Annotated in this window: 18 protein-coding genes and 1 tRNA gene; 17 read left to right on the top strand and 2 right to left on the bottom strand. The window is 69.1% G+C overall.

Translation table 11 applies throughout. The annotated features are described in order from the left end of the window. The first annotated feature begins 73 nt into the window (after positions 1 to 73). The 17 genes from IEV96_RS16100 (at position 74) to IEV96_RS16180 (ending at position 16,641) form a co-directional block, all read left to right on the top strand. The gene (locus IEV96_RS16100; RefSeq protein WP_188511742.1) at positions 74 to 535 is read left to right on the top strand and encodes a MarR family winged helix-turn-helix transcriptional regulator; all 462 of its coding nucleotides are present in this window, start codon (positions 74 to 76) and stop codon (positions 533 to 535) included. Then, the gene (locus IEV96_RS16105; protein WP_188511743.1) at positions 532 to 1,464 is read left to right on the top strand and encodes an alpha/beta fold hydrolase; all 933 of its coding nucleotides are present in this window, start codon (positions 532 to 534) and stop codon (positions 1,462 to 1,464) included. The genes IEV96_RS16100 and IEV96_RS16105 overlap by 4 nt, the downstream gene beginning before the upstream one ends. Before the next feature lie 42 nt (positions 1,465 to 1,506). Next, positions 1,507 to 2,787: a phosphopyruvate hydratase gene (gene eno, locus IEV96_RS16110; RefSeq protein ID WP_188511744.1), complete on the top strand. Its 1,281-nt coding sequence runs from the start codon at positions 1,507 to 1,509 to the stop codon at positions 2,785 to 2,787. Between the two features lie 10 nt (positions 2,788 to 2,797). Then, positions 2,798 to 3,301, top strand: a complete 504-nt coding sequence (locus IEV96_RS16115; protein ID WP_188511745.1) for an FtsB family cell division protein — start codon at positions 2,798 to 2,800, stop codon at positions 3,299 to 3,301. Beyond that, entirely contained in the window at positions 3,298 to 3,795 is a 498-nt protein-coding gene (locus IEV96_RS16120) for a DUF501 domain-containing protein (RefSeq protein WP_188511746.1), read from the top strand. The genes IEV96_RS16115 and IEV96_RS16120 overlap by 4 nt, the downstream gene beginning before the upstream one ends. Then, entirely contained in the window at positions 3,786 to 5,033 is a 1,248-nt protein-coding gene (locus IEV96_RS16125) for a S8 family peptidase (RefSeq protein ID WP_229733466.1), read from the top strand. The genes IEV96_RS16120 and IEV96_RS16125 overlap by 10 nt, the downstream gene beginning before the upstream one ends. A gap of 63 nt (positions 5,034 to 5,096) precedes the next feature. Further along, positions 5,097 to 6,431, top strand: a complete 1,335-nt coding sequence (locus IEV96_RS16130; protein WP_188511748.1) for an NAD(P)/FAD-dependent oxidoreductase — start codon at positions 5,097 to 5,099, stop codon at positions 6,429 to 6,431. 75 nt (positions 6,432 to 6,506) lie between these two features. Continuing rightward, positions 6,507 to 6,582 (top strand) — tRNA-Leu (locus IEV96_RS16135). Between the two features lie 320 nt (positions 6,583 to 6,902). Next, a complete protein-coding gene (locus tag IEV96_RS16140; RefSeq protein WP_229733489.1) occupies positions 6,903 to 7,547 on the top strand; it encodes a TetR/AcrR family transcriptional regulator in 645 nt (214 codons plus the stop codon). Next, entirely contained in the window at positions 7,544 to 8,878 is a 1,335-nt protein-coding gene (locus IEV96_RS16145) for an MFS transporter (protein WP_188511750.1), read from the top strand. The genes IEV96_RS16140 and IEV96_RS16145 overlap by 4 nt, the downstream gene beginning before the upstream one ends. Beyond that, entirely contained in the window at positions 8,879 to 10,123 is a 1,245-nt protein-coding gene (locus tag IEV96_RS16150; RefSeq protein ID WP_188511751.1) for an alanine racemase, read from the top strand. It begins immediately after the preceding gene. A 17-nt stretch (positions 10,124 to 10,140) separates the two neighbouring features. After that, positions 10,141 to 11,448 carry a D-arabinono-1,4-lactone oxidase gene (locus tag IEV96_RS16155; protein WP_188511865.1) on the top strand — a complete coding sequence of 436 codons (1,308 nt, stop codon included), beginning with the start codon at positions 10,141 to 10,143 and terminating at the stop codon, positions 11,446 to 11,448. A gap of 65 nt (positions 11,449 to 11,513) precedes the next feature. Further along, positions 11,514 to 12,881 (top strand): GH1 family beta-glucosidase, encoded by a 1,368-nt coding sequence (locus IEV96_RS16160; protein ID WP_188511866.1) that lies wholly within the window; start codon positions 11,514 to 11,516, stop codon positions 12,879 to 12,881. A 126-nt stretch (positions 12,882 to 13,007) separates the two neighbouring features. Continuing rightward, the gene (locus IEV96_RS16165) at positions 13,008 to 14,069 is read left to right on the top strand and encodes an ABC transporter substrate-binding protein (protein WP_188511752.1); all 1,062 of its coding nucleotides are present in this window, start codon (positions 13,008 to 13,010) and stop codon (positions 14,067 to 14,069) included. 135 nt (positions 14,070 to 14,204) lie between these two features. Then, positions 14,205 to 14,939: an ABC transporter ATP-binding protein gene (locus IEV96_RS16170; RefSeq protein WP_188511867.1), complete on the top strand. Its 735-nt coding sequence runs from the start codon at positions 14,205 to 14,207 to the stop codon at positions 14,937 to 14,939. An 8-nt stretch (positions 14,940 to 14,947) separates the two neighbouring features. Next, a complete protein-coding gene (locus IEV96_RS16175; RefSeq protein WP_188511753.1) occupies positions 14,948 to 15,751 on the top strand; it encodes an ABC transporter permease in 804 nt (267 codons plus the stop codon). Positions 15,752 to 15,753: 2 nt separating this feature from the next. Then, on the top strand, positions 15,754 to 16,641 hold the full coding sequence (locus IEV96_RS16180; protein WP_229733468.1) for an ABC transporter permease: 888 nt from the start codon (positions 15,754 to 15,756) through the stop codon (positions 16,639 to 16,641). Here the strand turns inward: IEV96_RS16180 and IEV96_RS16185 are convergent, their stop codons facing one another. Beyond that, on the bottom strand, positions 16,642 to 17,376 hold the full coding sequence (locus IEV96_RS16185) for an ABC transporter permease (RefSeq protein WP_188511754.1): 735 nt from the start codon (positions 17,374 to 17,376) through the stop codon (positions 16,642 to 16,644). Further along, positions 17,373 to 18,110 (bottom strand): ABC transporter ATP-binding protein, encoded by a 738-nt coding sequence (locus IEV96_RS16190; RefSeq protein ID WP_188511755.1) that lies wholly within the window; start codon positions 18,108 to 18,110, stop codon positions 17,373 to 17,375. Before IEV96_RS16190 ends, IEV96_RS16185 begins: the two co-directional genes overlap by 4 nt. Positions 18,111 to 18,118: the final 8 nt, after the last annotated feature.

The raw sequence follows: 18,118 nt of genomic DNA on the forward strand, positions 1-18,118 counted from the left end.
ACCAGGGTGAACGGGTGTTGGTGATCCCGACAGGTCTTGCGCAACCGGGTCATATTGTTAGATAGTTAACAATATGAGTGAGACGCAGGCCCGAGACCCTCAGTTAGTCGACAGCACGGCGTTCAAGCTGCACCGCGCGACGGTGTTGCTCGATCGCATCGCCGACGACTACCTGGTGGCGCAGCACCAGATCCACTACGCGCCGTTCCTCGTGCTGCTGATGGCGCGGGTGCTCGGGCCGACAACGCAGCACGCCATCGCGCAGAACCTCGGGGTCTCGCGGGCGTCGGTCACGCAGCGGGTCGGAGCGCTGCAGAAGGCCGGGCTCCTCGACGTCGCGAAAAGCGCGACGGACGCGCGAGCGAACACGGTTGTGCTCACGTCCGAGGGGGAGTCCCGCGTGGAGGCGGCGTGGCAGGGGCTCGAGCAACACCAAGACGGGGTCGACTCCGGTGTCGACGAGCGAGTGCTCGCGGCGCAGCTCGACCGGCTCATTCAGAACGCCCTCGGCATCCTGAAGGGCGGCGAACGGTGAAGCACCTCGAGTTCCCCGGCGAGAGCGGCGGCAGCGCGCACGCCGGCGACAGCCGCGACATCGCCGACCGCGCCGACAGCGGCGGCAGCGCGCACGCCGGCGATAGCCGCGACATTGCCGACGGTGCCGACGGCGGCGGCAGCGCGCACGCCGGCGACACGATCGTGTTTCTGCACGGTGGCAACGTCGCCGGGTGGATGTGGGGCGAGCAGATCCCAGCGTTCCCCGACCACCACGTGCTGGTGCCCGACCTGCCCGGGTTCGGCGCGAGCAACGACGAGCCGTGGGTGTCGATGAGCGACGCGGCCGACCGGGTGGCGGAGCTGATCCGCGCGAGGGCGCGCGGCGGTGTCGCGCACGTCGTGGGGCTGTCGCTCGGCGCCGGTCTCGCCCTGCACCTGGCGCTGCGACATCCGACAACCGTCTCGAGCCTGTTGCTCGCGAGCGCGAGCATCACCCCGCCGAGCCGCGCGACGATGCTCGGCGGGCGCGTTATGCTCGCCGCGTGGAACCGCCCATGGTTCTGGGCCGCCCTCGCCCGCGGCTACAAACTTCCGGCAGACTCGGTCGATATCTTCACCGAGACCGGCCTCGGCATCCGCCGGGAGACGGCGCGCGCCATCTTCGACGAGACCTGCCGCGGGTTTGATCCCGCCGAACTGGTGCGGACCGTGCCGACGCTAGGCGTGCGGGTGCTCGCCGTCGCCGGCGGCAGCGACTCCCGCGCGATCAGCGTCGACTCCCTGGCCGTGCTCGCCGCCATCGACGGCGTCGAGACGGCGATCGCCCCAGGCATGCACCACCAGTGGAACATCGAGAATGTCGCCCTGTTTAATGCCACCGTGCGCGACTGGATCGACAGGTCAACGGTGGCTGACGGTCTGGTAAACAGCGAAAGCGGCGCGGGGCGGCAAAGCGGGCGCGAGTAAGATGCCTAACGGACAATCCACCACCTTTAAGGAGAACCACCCGTGGCTTTGATCGAGGCAGTAGGCGCCCGCGAAATTCTTGACTCCCGAGGAAACCCGACCGTAGAGGTCGAGGTTCTGCTCGAAGACGGCACGGTGGCTCGCGCCGCGGTGCCCTCCGGCGCATCAACCGGTGCGTTCGAAGCATACGAACTGCGCGACGGCGACAAGAGCCGCTACCTCGGCAAGGGTGTCGAGAAGGCTGTCGACGCCGTCATCGACGTGCTCGGCCCGGCCATCGAAGGCTTCGACGCCGCCGAACAGCGCGCGATCGACGCCGAGCTCATCGAGCTCGACGGCACCGACAACAAGAAGAAGCTCGGCGCCAACGCGATCCTCGGCGTGAGCCTCGCGGTGGCCCGTGCGGCCGCAGACTCGGCCGACATGCCGCTCTACCGCTACGTCGGTGGCGCGAACGCGCACGTCCTCCCCGTTCCCATGCTCAACGTCATCAACGGCGGTTCCCACGCCGACTCGAACGTCGACATCCAGGAGTTCATGATCCTGCCAATCGGCGCGGAGACCTTTAGCGAAGGCCTGCGTTGGGGCGTGGAGACGTACCACGCGCTCAAGTCGATCCTGCACAACCAGGGCCTCTCCACCGGTCTCGGCGACGAGGGCGGATTCGCCCCGAACCTGTCGAGCAACCGCGCCGCGCTCGACCTGCTCGTCGAGGCGATCACCGCCGCAGGCTTCACCCCGGGCAAGGACATCGCGCTCGGACTCGACGTCGCGGCATCCGAATTCTTCACCAACGGTTCCTACGCGTTCGAGGGTGGCCAGAAGAGCGCCGCCGAGATGAGCGCCTACTACGCCGAGCTCGTCGCCGCCTACCCGCTGGTCACGATCGAAGACCCGCTCGACGAGGACGACTGGGAGGGCTGGGCCGAGCTCACCTCGACCCTCGGCACCAAGACCCAGATCGTCGGCGACGACCTGTTCGTCACCAACCCGACCCGCCTCGCGAAGGGCCTCGAGCTCGGCGCCGCCAACTCGATCCTCGTCAAGGTGAACCAGATCGGCACCCTCACCGAGACGCTCGACGCCGTGTCCCTCGCGCAGCGCAGCGGCTACACGGCCGTCATGTCGCACCGCTCGGGTGAGACCGAAGACACCACGATCGCTGACCTCGCGGTCGCGGTCAACACCGGCCAGATCAAGACGGGCGCCCCGGCGCGCTCCGAGCGCGTAGCCAAGTACAACCAGCTGCTGCGCATCGAAGAAGAACTGGGAGAGGCGGCCGTGTACGCGGGTCGCAGCGCTTTCCCACGCTTCACGGCCTAGGGTCGACTCCATGGCACGACGGCAGCGCACGCAGAAGGTACCCGTTGCGCTGCCGTCGATGGAAAGCGCGCCGGAGCAGTGGCTGCGCAACATCCGCCTCTCCGGCTTCACGTTCGTGATGCTCGGCCTGATCATCCTGGCCGTCATCGTGCTCGCGCCGAGCCTGCGGCTGGTGATCGAGCAACAGCAGCAGCTCGCCGAGCTCACGACGGCGGTCGAGCAGCAAAAGGAAGCGGTCGCCGACCTCGAGAGCAACGTCGACCGCTGGAGCGACCCCGCCTACATCGAGGCGCAGGCGCGCGACCGGCTCAAGTACGTGTTCCCCGGCGACTTCACCTATTCGGTCAAGGGCGACGGCTCGGAACTCACCACGACCGATGGCGCACCGATCAGCACCGAAATCCAGACCACGGAGGTCGACTGGGTGCACACGGTCGTCTCCTCCCTATTCACGGCAGGCCTGACGGATGACACGGCAGCCGAACTCGAAAGCCCGCAGGTTCCCGTTCCATGACCACCCCACCCTTCGCACCGCCGACCGAGGCTGACATCGCCGCCGTCTCCCACCAGCTGGGGCGGCCCGCCCGCAACGTGATCGGTATCGCGGCCCGCTGCGTCTGCGGCAACCCGACGGTGGTGGCGACGAAGCCGCGTCTCGACGACGGAACCCCGTTCCCCACGCTCTACTACCTGACCCACCCGGCGGCGACCGCCGCGATCTCGACCCTCGAGGCCACCCAGGTGATGAACGAGCTGTCGGAACTGCTCAAGGACGAAGACATCGCGGCGCAGTACCTGGCCGCACACGAGGCCTACCTCGCCGACCGCGAGAGCCTCGGCCACGTGCCCGAGATCGACGGCATTTCCGCCGGCGGGATGCCCGTACGGGTGAAGTGCCTGCACGCCCTCGCCGGGCACTCGCTGTCGGCCGGCCCCGGGGTGAACCCGATCGGCGACCTGGCGTTGGAGCGCGCGGCGTGGAGCCCGCTGGTCTGCGAGTGCGTGTGACCCGAAGCGTCATCGTGCTGGTGCTCGTCGCGGCCTCCGTGCTCGTCGGCGCCGCCCCCGCGCAGGCCGACTCGATCCGTGACCGGGAGTACTGGCTCGACGACTACGGCATCCGCGAGGCGTGGAACGTCACCGAGGGCGCCGGCGTCACGATCGCCGTGATCGACACGGGCGTCGACGGCAGCCACCCCGACCTGGCCGGCGCAGTGGTCGGCGGCGCCGACTTCTCCACCCTCGGCTCGAGCAACGGCCAGACCCCGGTCGGCTCCGGGGACAGCTCGCACGGCACCATGGTCGCCTCCCTCGCCGCCGGCCGCGGCCGGGGGAGCGCCGGCGTGATCGGCGCCGCCCCCGCCGCATCCCTCCTCGCGATCTCGCTCGGTTTCGGCGAGACCGACGGGCCCAGTTCCGACGACCAGATCGCTGACGCCGTGCGCTGGGCCGTCGACAACGGCGCCGACGTGATCAACATGTCGCTCACCCGCAACACCCTCGAGTGGCCGAGCAGCTGGGACGAGGCCTTCCTCTACGCCATGCAGAAGGACGTCGTCGTCGTGGCCGCCGCCGGCAACCGGGGGAGCGGCACCTCGCAGGTCGGCGCCCCCGCGACCATGCCCGGCGTGCTCACTGTCGGCGGAGTCAGCCGCACCGGCGGCGCCAGCTGGGACGCCTCGTCGCAGGGCATCTCGATCGCCGTCTCCGCACCGAGCGAGCAACTCGTCGGCGCGACGCCCGGTGGCGGCTACGTTCTCTGGGACGGCACCAGCGGCGCGACCCCGATCGTCTCGGGCATCGTCGCCCTCGTGCGTGCCGCCCACCCGGAGCTCACCGCCGCCAACGTGATCCAGCGCATCATCTCCACCGCCACCCCCGTCGGAGCGGAGGGCGCCGACCCCATCTACGGATACGGGCTCGTAGATGCCGCGGCCGCCGTCTCCGCGGACGTGCCCGCCATCACCGCCAACCCCATGGGCGACCTCGCCGAATGGATCCGCATCAACCGACGGGCGACGGCCGAGACCCCCGACCTCCAGACGCTCGAGCCGGAACCGGTCCCCAGCGCGTCGCCGCTCCCCGAGTCATCCGAGTCATCGCCTCTCGGCACCCTGTTTCCCACAATCGGACAGATGCGCGACGTGGGCATCCCCCTGCTGCTGTTCACCGTTTTCGGGGTGTCGTTCGTGCTCGTGATCATGGCCGGAATCCGGCAATTTAGGGCGGCGCGCCGAAGGGAGTAGATTGGTAGGTGGCTTCCACCGTCGTAGGTGACTTCATCCACCCTTTCTAGGAGAGCAAGACTCGTGCCCAAAATCCTTATTGTCGGCGGCGGCTACGCCGGTTTTTACACCGCGTGGAAGCTCGAAAAGCAGCTGCGCGCTGGTGAAGCCGAGGTCACCATGGTCGACCCGCGCCCGTACATGACGTACCAGCCGTTCCTGCCCGAGATCGCCGCCGGTTCGGTCGACCCGCGTCACGCGGTCGTTCCCCACCACGCGCACCTCAACAAGACCAACATCGTCACCGCGAAGGTCGTGGGCATCAACCACGCCACGAAGACCGCGACGATCGAGCCGCCCATCGGCGAGAACTACGAGCTGAGCTACGACCAGGTCGTCGTCACCGCCGGTTCCGTCTCGCGCACATTTCCGATCCCGGGCGTTGCCGACGAGGCCATCGGCCTGAAGAACATCGAAGAGGCGATCGCCGTGCGCGACCGCATCCTCACCAACTTCGACAAGGCGGCCCACCTGCCCGCCGGCCCCGAGCGCGACCGACTGCTCACCTTCGTCGTCGTCGGCGGCGGATTCGCCGGCATCGAGGCGTTCGCCGAGATGCGCTCCTTCGCGAGCGCCCTCGTCAAGCGTTACAACACGATCAAGTTCGAGGACACGCACTTCCACCTCATCGAGGCCATGGGACGCATCATGCCCGAGGTGTCGCACAAGACCAGCCTCTGGGTGATCAAGAACCTCGCCGAGCGCGGCGCGCAGATCCACCTCGACACCCAGCTCTCGTCGGCCACGAACGGCGTCATCGAGCTGTCGACCGGTGAGACCTTCGAGAGCGACCTCATCGTCTGGACCGCCGGCGTTATGGCCAGCCCGATGCTGCGCAACACCGACCTCCCCATCGAAGAGCGTGGACGCCTGCGCGTCCAGGCCGACCTGCGCGTCATCAACGACGACGGTGTCGTGCCCGACGCCTGGGGCGCCGGCGACGTCAGCGCCGTGCCCGACCTCACCGGCAAGGGTGTCGGCGGCTTCTGCGTACCGAACGCCCAGCACGCCGTCCGCCAGGGCAAGCTGCTCTCGAAGAACATCATCGCCACGCTCCGCGGCGAAGACGTGAAGGACTACTTCCACCAGCCCGCCGGAGCCGTCGCCGGCCTCGGTCTGGGTGTCGGTGTGTTCCAGAAGGGCAAGATCGGCATCACCGGCTTCCCCGCCTGGGTCATGCACCGCGGCTACCACGGTCTCGCCATGCCCACCTGGGAGCGCAAGATCCGCGTCATCGGCAACTGGGTCATCAACCTCTTCGTCGGCCGTGATTTAGCGTCCATCGTCGCGGTCGAGACCCCGCGCGCCGCCTTCGAAGAGTTCGCTTCGCGCCCGAAGCCGAAGACGCCCGCGGCGTAACAGTCTCTCGTAGGCTCGACTGCGCGGATCGTCTGACGGTCCGCGCAGTCTCGCTTTAACCCGCAGTACCCGCACGCCCCCGTAGTCCAATGGCAGAGACAGGCGACTTAAAATCGTTCCAGTGTCGGTTCGAGTCCGACCGGGGGTACCACGGCCTACCCGTAGTCGACTGCGCACAGCAGGCAGTGCCAGCCGTTCTCGCGCTCCAGCATTTCCTCGCCGCACAGGGGGCAATCGGACTGTGAGACCGGCACCGTGACCACCGACTTCCATGGGTCGGATCTGCCAGAAGCGACCGATGCCGCCAGATCTGCCTCCACACTAGGCTCCGTGCGGTCGAGCGACGGCGAACACTGCAGATACACAGGTATTGACAGGCATCGGATGACTCAGCCATCCTGATCACGTGACTGGGTCGGGTGACCCACTGGGGAAATCACTGGACACGGCGAGGGGCAGATCGTGACACGAATGTCCGCCGCCGACCGCCGACTGGCGCTGCTCGAGGCGGCTTTCCGGGTGATCGCCGCCGAGGGCGTCCACGGTGCGACCACCCGCGCGATCGTCGCCGAAGCCGACATGTCGCTCGCGAGCTTCCACTACGCGTTCACGAGCCGCGACGAGATGATGCACGAGCTCATCGCCCACGTGATCGAGAACCAGGCCGTAGCCGCGTTCGAGTCGCTGCGGTTCGGCGCCGACCTGCGCACCGCCGTGCGCGACGGGCTGCAGGCGTTCTTCGAGGTCGTCATCGCCGACCCGGCGCACGAGCAGACCATGTTCGAACTCGTGCAGTACTCGCTGCGCACCCCCGAGCTCGCCGACCTGCCCCGCCGGCAGTATTCGGGCTACCGCACGGCGGTGGGCGGGCTGCTCGAGACCGCGGCCGCCGACACCGGCATGGTCTGGATGCTGCCGCTCGACGACGTGGCCCGGATGGTCGTGGCGCTGACCGACGGCATCACCGTCGCCTGGCTCGCCGACCGGGACTCGGCCGCCGCCAGCCGCGTGATCGAGTTCGCCGCGACCTCCATCGCCGCGCTCGCGCAGCCGGCACGTTCCGCTTCGCCCGTAGTGACCCTCCACCACCTGACGAGAACGACGGAGACACCATGACCACGACCGACAAGACCGGCGCCGTCTCCGCGTTCTCCGAGCCGATCCGGAAGGTCTCCGGCGGCTGGATCGCCCTGTTCGCCACCGCCTGGCTCGGCATCTGGATGGCGCAGCTCACCCCCATCCAGCTGCTGCTGCCGAAGCAGATCGAAGAGCAGCTGCGGGCCGCCTCGTGGGTCGACAACGTGGTGGCGTTCGGCATCATCTCCGCCATCGCCGGGGTCTGCGCCCTCGTGGCGTTCCCGCTCAGCGGCGCGCTGAGCGACCGCACCGTCTCGCGCTTCGGCCGCCGCCGTCCGTGGATCCTCGCCGGCACCGTGCTCTTCGCCGTGTCCCTCGTGCTGCTCGGCGTGCAGTCGACGATGGTGGGCATCGGCGTGTTCTGGTCGCTCTCGCTCATCGGCTTCTGCGTGGTGACCGCGGCCGTCACCGCCACCATCTCCGACCGGGTGCCGGTGAACCAGCGCGGCTACGTCTCCGGCTGGGTCTCCGCCCCGCAGGCTGCCGGCACGATCCTCGGAATCCTGCTCGTGACGATCCTCGCGCTCAGCACCTTCGTCGGCTACCTCGTCGTGGCCGTCCTGCTCGTCGTGCTGGTGCTGCCGTTCCTACTCAAGACCCCCGACGCCGTGCTCCCCGCCGAGAACCGCCCGCCCATGTCGGCGTCGGCGCTGCTCGCCGGCCTGTGGATCAACCCCCGCAGGTTCCCGGACTTCGGCTGGACGCTCCTCAGCCGCATCCTGGTCAACCTCGGCAACGCGCTCGGCACCACCCTGCTGCTCTACTTCCTCATGTTCGGTCTGAGCCGGGGCGAGACCGCGGAAGACGACCTGCTGCTGCTGACGGCCGTCTACATGGTCTTCTTCATCGCATCCGCACTGCTCGTCGGCAAGCTGAGCGACCGACTGGGCAAGCGCAAACTGTTCGTCTACATCGCCGCCTACCTGCAGGCCCTCGCCGCGCTGATTCTCGCGTTCGTGCCCGACTTCACCATCGCGATCGCCGCCGCCGGACTGCTCGGCCTCGGTTATGGCAGCTTCATGGCCGTCGACCAGGCGCTCGCCACCCAGGTGTTGCCCGACGCGCAGTCGCGGGGCAAAGACCTCGGCATCATGAACATCGCCACCGCCGTGCCGCAGGCCGTCGCCCCGCTGCTCGGCGCGTGCATCGTCGTGGTGTGCGCCGGTCTCGCGACGAACGGCATCGAGGTCGGGTCTTCGGATGCCGGATTCGCCGGGGCGAACGCCGGTTTCGCCGGTCTCTTCGTCGCCTCCGCCCTCACCGCGGCCCTCGGTGGGCTCGCGATCGTGCCCATCAAGAGCGTCGCCTAAGTGCAACTCACCCGCCCCACCCAGACACCCTGGTCGACGCCCGAGCGGTATTGGCCCGGGCTGACCGACGCCACCGCGCACCTCGACCCGCCCTACGGCGTGATCTCGCTCGACGCGCTCGCGCACAACGCCTTCGACATGCTCGACCGCGCCAAGGGAACGCCGATCCGCGTCGCCAGCAAGTCGGTGCGGGTGCGCGGTGTCATCGACGCCGTGCTCGCGCTGCCCGGCTACGCGGGCGTGCTCGCCTACACGCTGCCCGAGGCGCTCTGGCTTGCCACCGCGAGTGACGACGGCCCCGCGATCGACGACGTCGTGGTCGCCTACCCCACGGTCGACCGCGCCGCGCTGCGCCGGCTCGGCACCTCCCACGAACTAGCCGCCCGCGTCACGATCATGGTCGACAGCGTCGCCCAGCTCGATCTCATCGACGCCGCGATCGCGCCGGGCCTGCGCGAGAGCATCCGGGTGTGCCTCGAGCTCGACGCCTCGTGGGATTCGAAGCTGTTGGGCCACCTCGGGGTGCGCCGCTCGCCCGTGCACAGCGTCGCCGATGCCAGGGCCCTCGCCGAGACCATCGTCGCGCGGCCCGGATTCACGCTCGTCGGCATGATGGGCTACGAGGCGCAGATCGCGGGCCTCGTGAACCAGCCGGCCGGCAACCCGGCGCGGGCGGCCCTCGTCAAGTGGATCCAGAAGCGGTCGGCCGCCGAACTGGCCGAACGCCGGGGGCTCGCCGTGGCATCCGTGCGTGAAGTCGCCGAGCTCGAGTTCGTGAACGGCGGCGGCACCGGCTCGATCGAGTCGACCGTAGCGGAGGAGGCGGTGACCGAGGTCGCCGCCGGGTCCGGCCTGTTCGGCCCGCACCTGTTCGACAACTACGCGCACTTCCACCCGGCGCCCGCGGCCGCGTTCGCCCTGTCGGTCGTGCGCAAGCCGACGCCCGACCTCGCCGTGCTGCTCGGCGGCGGCTGGATCGCCTCCGGTCCCACCGCCGCGAATCGCACGCCGAAGATCGCCTGGCCCGAGGGGCTCGCGCTGCTGCCGCGCGAGGGGGCGGGGGAGGTGCAGAGCCCGGTCGGCGGACCGGCCGCGCCCGGCCTCACCGTCGGCGACCGGGTCTGGCTGCGCCACACCAAGGCCGGCGAGATCAGCGAGCACCTCGACGAATTCGCCTTCGTGGCGGGCGGCTCCGTCGTCGCCACCCTGCCCACCTACCGCGGTCAGGGCCGGGTGTTCCTGTGACGCTCAGTGGCTCGCGGCTGCTGCAGCCCGGAACGCCGTGGCAGAACTGGGGGCGCTCCGCGAGCGACCACCCGAAACACGTCGCCCGGCCGTCGAACGTCGACGAGGTGATCGAGGTCGTCGACTTCGCCAGGACGCACGGCCTCACCGTCAAGCCGATCGGGGCGGGCCACAGCTTCACCGCCATCGCGGCGACCACGGGCATCCGCCTCGACCTCGACGCGGTCGATGGACTCATCTCGGTCGACGGCCCCCTGGTTACCCTCGCCGCGGGCACCAACCTGCACCAGCTGCCCGCCCTTCTCGCGCCGCACGGCCTCGCCTTGGCCAACATGGGCGACATCGACCGGCAGACGATCGGCGGCGCCACCTCCACCGGCACCCACGGCACCGGATCGGCCTTCGGCGGGCTCGCCACCCAGCTGCGGGCGGTCACCCTCGTGACCGCGGATGGCGGGGTCCTGCGGGTGAGCGAGACTGAGAACGCCGCCCTGTTGCCCGCCGCGCGGCTCGGACTCGGCGCGCTCGGCGTTCTCGTCGACGTGACGATCGAGTGCGTGCCCGCCTTCCTGCTGAGTGCCGTCGAGCGACCGGAACCGATGGCGGCCGTGCTCGACAACTGGCACGACGCGACGGCGGCCACCGACCACTTCGAGTTCTACGTCTGGCCGCACACCGACACCGTGTTGAGCAAGTACAACACCCGGCTGCCGATCGACGCCGGACGCAGGCCGGTCGGCCGGTTCGCCGGCTGGTGGGAGGACGAGTTCATGTCGAACTCCGTGCTCGCCGCCAAGCTCGAACTGGGCAGGGCGCTGCCGGGTCTCACACCCGCGGTCAACCGTTTCGCCACCCGGCTCGTGGGCGACCGCAGCTACACCGACGTGTCGCACGAGGTGTTCGTGTCGCCCAGGCGTACCCGCTTCGTCGAGATGGAGTACGCGGTTCCGTTCGACGCCGTGCCCGAGATCGTGCGCGAGATCCACGCGCTCATCGAGCGCAGGCGGTGGAAAATCTCCTTCCCGATCGAGGTGCGCTCGGCCGCGGCCGACGACCTCTGGCTGTCGACGGCCTCGGGCCGGCGCACCGGCTACATCGCCCTGCACCGCTACCACCGTGAAGACCCGGCCGAGTACTTCCGTACGATTGAGCAGATAATGCAGACACACGGTGGCCGCCCGCACTGGGGCAAAATGCACAACCGCGACGCGGAGTCGCTGCGCGCGGCGTACCCGCGCTTCGACGACTTCGTGGCGGTGCGCGACCGGCTCGACCCCGACCGGCTGTTCGGCAACGCCTACCTCGAGCGCGTGCTCGGCGCGTGACAACCTCGAAGAGCGCCAGGACGGGCCGCGAGTGGCTCGACAATCCGGCCGGCCTCGGCGAACTGATGCCCGCCGGCTTCACGATGGGCGTCGCCACCAGCGCGTTCCAGATCGAGGGCGCCATCCTCGGCGACGGCCGCGAGCCCTCCACCTGGGACACGTTCATGGCCCAGCCCGGGCGCATCGCCGACGGTTCCGACGCCGCGGTCAGCACCGACCACTACCACCGGTACGCCGAAGACGTGCGCCTGATGCGCGAGCTCGGCGTCGACTCCTACCGCTTCTCCCTCGGCTGGTCGCGCCTGCAGCCCGGCGGCCGTGGGCAGCTGAGCCGCTCGGCCGTCGCCTTCTACGACCGGCTCGTCGACGAACTGCTGGCGAACGGCATCAAGCCCATGGCGACGCTCTTCCACTGGGACACCCCCGAGGCCCTGCAGCACACCGGCGGCTGGCTCGAGCGCGACACCGCCCACCGGTTCGCCGAGTACGCGTTCCTCTCGGGGGAGGCGTTCGGTGACCGCATCGAGAGCTGGGTCACGGTGAACGAGCCGGCCACCGTCACCCTCAACGGCTACGCACTGGGCGTGCACGCCCCCGGCGCGACGCTGCTCTTCGACTCGCTGCCCGCCGCCCATCACCAGCTCCTCGGGCACGGCCTCGCGGTCGAGGCGCTTCGGGCCGCATCCGTCACCGGAGCGATCGGCATCACGAACGTGCACTCCCCGGTGCAGCCGGCCGGCGACAGCGAAGACGACGCCCTCGCCGCCGAGCTGTTCGACATCGTGCACAACCGCATCTACGCCGACCCCGTGCTGCTCGGCCGCTACCCGCAGATCCCCGAACCGTTCGAGCACCTCTTCGGCTTCCTGCGCGAGATCGAGCCGGCCGACCTGACGGCGATCTCCGCCCCGCTCGACTTCTACGGACTCAACTACTACATGCCCACGCGGGTCGCCGCGGGCTCGCCGACGGATGCCACGACACCCGACGGCCAGTCGCCGGTGTCCCGGCAGCTGCCGTTTTCGCTCAAGCCGTGGCCCGAGTATCCCGTGACCGGATTCGGCTGGCCGGTCGCTCCCGAGTTCCTCGCCGTCGCGCTCGCCGAACACGCGGACCGTTACGGCGACGCGCTTCCGCCGCTCGTCATCACCGAGGGCGGTGCGAGCTACCCCGACGTCGTGCAGCGTGACGGGTCGATCGACGACGAGGCGCGCGTGCTCTACCTCGCCGAGCACCTGGCCGTGGCGTTCGCCGGCGTGCCCGGCGTGACGCTGCGCGGCTATTTCGTCTGGTCGCTGCTCGACAACTGGGAGTGGACGGCCGGCTTCGGCCAGCGCTTCGGTCTGGTTCACGTAAACTTTGAGACGCAGAGTCGCACGCCCAAGCGCTCGTTCGCATGGTTGCAGCGCCTCATCGGCGGCCGCACCCGCTGACTCTCGTCAGGAGAGACGAAACCGTTATCGCGGTTAATCTGCTCGAAACACCGTCATGAAGAACGCGAAACGCGCGCTGGGTAGAGTCGCCCTCACCCCATACTCCTCAGAGACAGGCATTCCTCCATGTCAGCACGCTTCAGCTTCACCCCGCGGCGCAAGGCCGCCGTCACGATCGCCGCGGCGGGCCTCGTGCTCGCCCTCGCCGGCTGCTCGGGCTCGACCCCGGCCGCCGACGGCGACAGCGAGAGCCTCGGCGACCTCGCCCTCCAGCTCTCCTGGATCAAGAACGAGGAGTTCGCGGGCGAGTTCTTCGCTCTCGACAAGGGCTACTACGAGGACGCCGGCCTCGGCGAGGTCAGCATGGCCGCCGGTCCCTCGACCGGTAGCGCCGAGCTGCTCTCCGGAACCGCGGACGTCGCACTCAGCGACGCCGTCTCGATCGGCACGGTCGTCGCGAACGAGGACGCCCCGCTGAAGATCATCGGCGCCACGTTCCAGAAGAACCCCTTCACCATCCTGTCGCTCGCCGACGGCGGCAACATCCTCACCCCCGAAGACATGGTCGGTAAGAAGATCGGCGTCCAGGCGTCGAACACCTCGCTGTTCGAGGCGCTGCTCGCCGCCAACGACGTCGACCCCGCGTCGCTGACGATCGTGCCCGTGCAGTACGACCCGTCGGTGCTCGTCAACGGCGACGTCGACGGCTTCGTCGCGTACCTCACGAACGAGTCGATCACGGTGGCTGCCCAGGGCTACGAGGTCGCGAACCTGCCGTTCGCCGACAACGGCCTGCCGTTCGTCGCCGAGACCGTCACCGTCACCGACCAGACCATCGCCGAAGACCGCGAGAAGCTGAAGGCGTTCCTCGTCGCCGAGATCAAGGGCTGGGCCGACGCGGTCGCCGACCCCGATGGAGCCGCCGAACTCGCCCTCGAGCTCAACGGCGCCGAGGCGGTGCCCGACATCGAGAAGGCCAAGGCCGGCTCCGCCGCCCAGAACCTGCTCATCGTCTCGGAGGACACCGAGAAGAACGGCCTCTTCACCATCAGCGAGGAACTGCAGGAGCAGACGGTGGAGACTCTCGCCGCCGCGGGCATCGAGATCGAGGCATCCGACCTCTTCGACCTCTCCCTGCTCGCCGAGGTCTACGAGGAGAACCCCGACCTCGTCGCCTACGCTAAGTAGCTTGCGCGATCCACAGAACGGCGTCTGCCAGAACGAAGGACTCACCCCGTGACCACAACCACGGCTGTCGACGGTGCCCAGGGCGTTTCCCTGGGCACCGGCATCCAGATCAGCGACCTGCACAAAGAGTTCCGCATGGGAACCAAGGGTGTGGTCGCGCTCGAGAACGCCAACCTGCACACCGACAAGGGCACGTTCCTCGCCCTGCTCGGCCCCTCGGGTTGCGGTAAGTCCACCATCCTGCGCATCCTCGCCGGTCTCGAAGACCCGACGTCGGGCACCACCCGCGTCGACGGCAAGAGCCCGAAAGAGCTGCGCAAGAACAACGAGCTCGGCATCGCGTTCCAGGACCACGCACTGCTGCCCTGGCGCAGCGTGATGTCGAACATCCGTCTACCGTTCGAGATCGCCGGCAAGAAGGCCGACCAGGCCTACATCGACGAACTCATCGACCTCGTGGGTCTGCGCGGCTTCGAGAAGGCCAAGCCCGCGCAGCTGTCGGGCGGCATGCGCCAGCGCGTCTCGATCGCCCGTTCGCTCGTGATGAAGCCGTCGGTGCTGCTGCTCGACGAGCCCTTCGGTGCGCTCGACGACATGACCCGCCAGCGTCTCAACCTCGAGCTGCTGCGCATCTGGACGCACAAGCCGGCCACGACGCTGCTCGTGACCCACGGCATCTCGGAGGCGATCTTCCTCTCCGACCAGGTGGCGGTCATGAGCCCGCGCCCCGGCCGCATCAAGGAGATCATCGACATCGATCTGCCCCGGCCGCGCCTGCCCGAGATGCAGCGCACGCCCGAGTTCCACGCCTACGTCGACCACGCCTCCGAGCTGCTGTTCGGCGCCGACGGCGCAGCGATCGACGAGTGACCCAGACCGTGAGAAGGTTCGCTCTTCCCTCGTGGGCCGTGGGACTGCTCGGCCTCGCGGCGCTCGTCGCCGTGTGGTGGATTCTCGCGCTCACGGTCTTCGGCCCGCGCGGGGAGGGCAGCTACGCGCCCATCCCCACCCCGCCCCAGGTGATCCAGGCGCTCTTCACCGACGGGTTCGGCTTCTACTGGTCGTCGTTCTCGGTGACCATGACCGAGGCCGGTCTCGGCTACCTCTGGGGCAACGGCCTCGCCCTCGTGCTCTCGGCCATCGTGCTCGTGCTGCCCTGGCTCGAGGGCGTGCTCACCCAGATCGCCGTGATCACCTACTGCATCCCGATCGTGGCCATCGGCCCGCTCGTGCTGATCATCCTGGGCGGGGCGAAAGAGCCCGGCGACCCGTCGAGCACGGCGGTCTTCCTCGCCGCGTTCTCGGTGTTCTTCACCACCGTCGTCGGCACCCTGCTCGGGCTGAAGGCGGCCGACAAAGCGTCGCTCGACGTCGTCAGCGTCTACGGCGGCTCGAAGCTCACGCAGCTGCGCAAGGTGCGTCTCATCGCGGCGCTGCCCGGCATCCTCAGCTCGCTGCAGATCGCCGTTCCGGCCGCCTTCCTCGGTGCCGTGCTCGGCGAGTACTTCGGCAAGATCGACGTGGGCGTCGGACCGATCCTCGTCGGTGCCGCCGTCACACTCAACTCGCCGCGCGTCTGGGTGATCTTCTTGCTCTGCGCCCTCGTCGCCATCATCGGCTACGCGGTGCTCGGGCTCGTCGGCCGGCTCGTCGCGCCGTGGTCCACCGGAAAGGCGGTGTGACCGTGACCCAGGCAGTCGTGCAGACCCCGTCAACCGGGCAGGCCCAGAGCGTCGCCGACCTGCGCAGGCGCGTGCGGTCGACCGCGCTCAGGTCCCTCGGCAGGGCCGTGGGCACGAGCGTGCTTATCGCGCTCGGCACCTTCGCGCTCGTGATCGGCGCCTGGATCGCGGTGCTGGCGTTCTTCGGCATCTCGCCCTACATCGCTAAGGGTCCGGTCGAGGTCTGGGACTTCCTCTTCGTCGACGAGGACGCCGCGGCAAACCGTGAGGTGCTCGGCGCGAACCTCGGCGTCACCATGGGGCATGCCCTCACCGGCTTCATCGTCGGGCTGGTCGTAGCCATCCTCGGCGCGATCCTGTTCCGGGTGTCGAAGGGCGCCGAGAGCGCACTGATGCCCGTCGCGATGCTGCTGCGCTCGGTACCGCTCATCGCCCTCGCGCCCGTCATTATCCTCATCTTCGGAAACGGCTCACAGGCGTCCGTAGCCGTCATCGGCGGAATCGTCGTGCTCTTCCCCGCCCTCGTCACGATGGTCTTCGGACTGAAGTCCGCCTCGCCGCAGATGCTCGACGTCGTGGCGGTCTACGGTGGAGGCACGCTCACAGCGGTGCGCAAGGTGGCCCTGCCCGGCGCCCTGCCGTCGCTGTTCGCCGCCATCCGCATCTCGGTGCCCGGTGCGATCACCGGCGCGCTGCTCACCGAGATGCTCTCGACCGGCGACGGCGTGGGCTTCTCGACCCTGCAGTACATCCCGCAGGCCAAGTTCGCCGACCTGTGGGCCTCGGTCGTCGTGGTCACGGCGATCTCGCTCGTGCTCTACTTCGTCGTGCAGGTGCTCGAGACGATCGTGCTCACCCGCATGGGCATGACGACCGACCGCAAGAACTGATCACGGCGTCCTGCGGCGCAGCGAGATCGCACCCAGGAGCACCGCGCCCAGGGCGAAAGCCGCCAGCACCAGCAGCTGACCGGCGACGTAGCTGTCGCCCTCGTCGCCCGTCGCGACCGCTTTCAGCGCGTCGATCGCGTGCGACAGCGGCAGCCAGTCGCTGATCGCGTAGAGCACGTCGGGCATCTCGTCGCGGGGGAGCAGCACCCCGCCGAGCAGCACCTGCGGGAACACGACCGCGGGCATGAACTGCACGACCTGGAATTCGGTGCGCGCGAACGCGCTCGCGAGCAGACCCAGTGTCGTCCCGAGGATGGCGTCGGAGACCGCGACGGCGACGAGCAGCCAGATCGAGCCCTCGACCTCGAGCCCGCAGACCCCGACCGCGAAGGCCGTCGCGATGCCGGCCTGCCCGACGGCGAGCAGTCCGAACGCTAGGGCGTAGCCGAGGATGAAGTCGAGCTTCGACAGCGGAAGGCTGAGCAGCCGCTCGAGCGTGCCCGACCGGCGCTCGCGCAGGGTCGCGATGCTCGTGACGAGGAACATGATGGTGAACGGGAACAGCGCGAGCAGCGCCGGCCCCACCTGCTGGAACACCGGCGTCGAGTCGAAGAGCCAGGCGACGAGACCGATGAGCAGGCTCGGCACCACGAGCAGCAACCCGATCGTGCGGGGGTCGTGCCGGATCTGGGTGAGCACCCGCCCGGTCGTGGCGAGGGTGCGCGACGGCGTCACGATGGAACCCCTTCCCGGATAAGCACGAGGAACGCGTCCTCGGCGTCGGTGGTCCCCGTCGCCCTCATCAGGCCCGCCGGGCTGTCGTCGGCGAGCAGCCGGCCGTCGCGCAGAAGCAGCAGTCGGTCGCAGCGGGTGGCCTCGTCCATCACGTGGCTCGACACCAGCAGGGTCACGCCGCGCGCGGCCAGCCGACGGAACAGACCCCACAGTTCGACACGCAGCACGGGGTCGAGCCCGACGGTCGGCTCGTCGAGCACGAGAAGCTCCGGCGATCCGAGCAGTGCCGCCGCGAGCGACGCCCTGCTCAGCTGGCCGCCCGATAGCGAACCGGCGAGGGCATCGGCGTGGCTCTCGAGGTCGGTATCGGCGAGCACGCGGTCGACGTCGGACGGGGGAGCGCCGAGCACCCGCGCGAAGTAGCGCAGGTTCTGGCGCACGGTCAAGTCGTCGTAGACGCTCGAGTCCTGCGTGACGTAGCCCACGCGGTGTCGCAGCTCCGCGCTGCCCGCCGGTTGGCCGAGCACCGTGACGGTCCCGCCCGCCACCGACTGCACCCCGACGATCGCGCGCATCAGCGTGGTCTTGCCCGAGCCGCTCGGGCCGAGCAGACCGATCACGCCGCCCCGGGGCAGCTCGAGGTCGAAACCGTCGAGAACAGTTCTTTTTCCGCGCCGCACCCGGAGGCCGTCGATCCACACCGCCGGTGGGGCGCCATCGCCCAAATTCACCATGTGGTGAA

The organism is Conyzicola nivalis (assembly GCF_014639655.1).
Classification (GTDB): domain Bacteria; phylum Actinomycetota; class Actinomycetes; order Actinomycetales; family Microbacteriaceae; genus Conyzicola; species Conyzicola nivalis.

Excerpts from the sequence above, each read along its gene's own strand:
- IEV96_RS16170 (WP_188511867.1), top strand. The coding sequence starts at position 14,205 with ATGGGAACCAAGGGTGTGGTCGCGCTCGAGAACGCCAACCTGCACACC.
- IEV96_RS16160 (WP_188511866.1), top strand. The coding sequence starts at position 11,514 with ATGCCCGCCGGCTTCACGATGGGCGTCGCCACCAGCGCGTTCCAGATC.
- IEV96_RS16100 (WP_188511742.1), top strand. The coding sequence starts at position 74 with ATGAGTGAGACGCAGGCCCGAGACCCTCAGTTAGTCGACAGCACGGCG.
- IEV96_RS16145 (WP_188511750.1), top strand. The coding sequence starts at position 7,544 with ATGACCACGACCGACAAGACCGGCGCCGTCTCCGCGTTCTCCGAGCCG.
- IEV96_RS16120 (WP_188511746.1), top strand. The coding sequence starts at position 3,298 with ATGACCACCCCACCCTTCGCACCGCCGACCGAGGCTGACATCGCCGCC.
- IEV96_RS16165 (WP_188511752.1), top strand. The coding sequence starts at position 13,008 with ATGTCAGCACGCTTCAGCTTCACCCCGCGGCGCAAGGCCGCCGTCACG.
- IEV96_RS16190 (WP_188511755.1), bottom strand. The coding sequence starts at position 18,110 with ATGGTGAATTTGGGCGATGGCGCCCCACCGGCGGTGTGGATCGACGGC.
- IEV96_RS16115 (WP_188511745.1), top strand. The coding sequence starts at position 2,798 with ATGGCACGACGGCAGCGCACGCAGAAGGTACCCGTTGCGCTGCCGTCG.
- IEV96_RS16140 (WP_229733489.1), top strand. The coding sequence starts at position 6,903 with ATGTCCGCCGCCGACCGCCGACTGGCGCTGCTCGAGGCGGCTTTCCGG.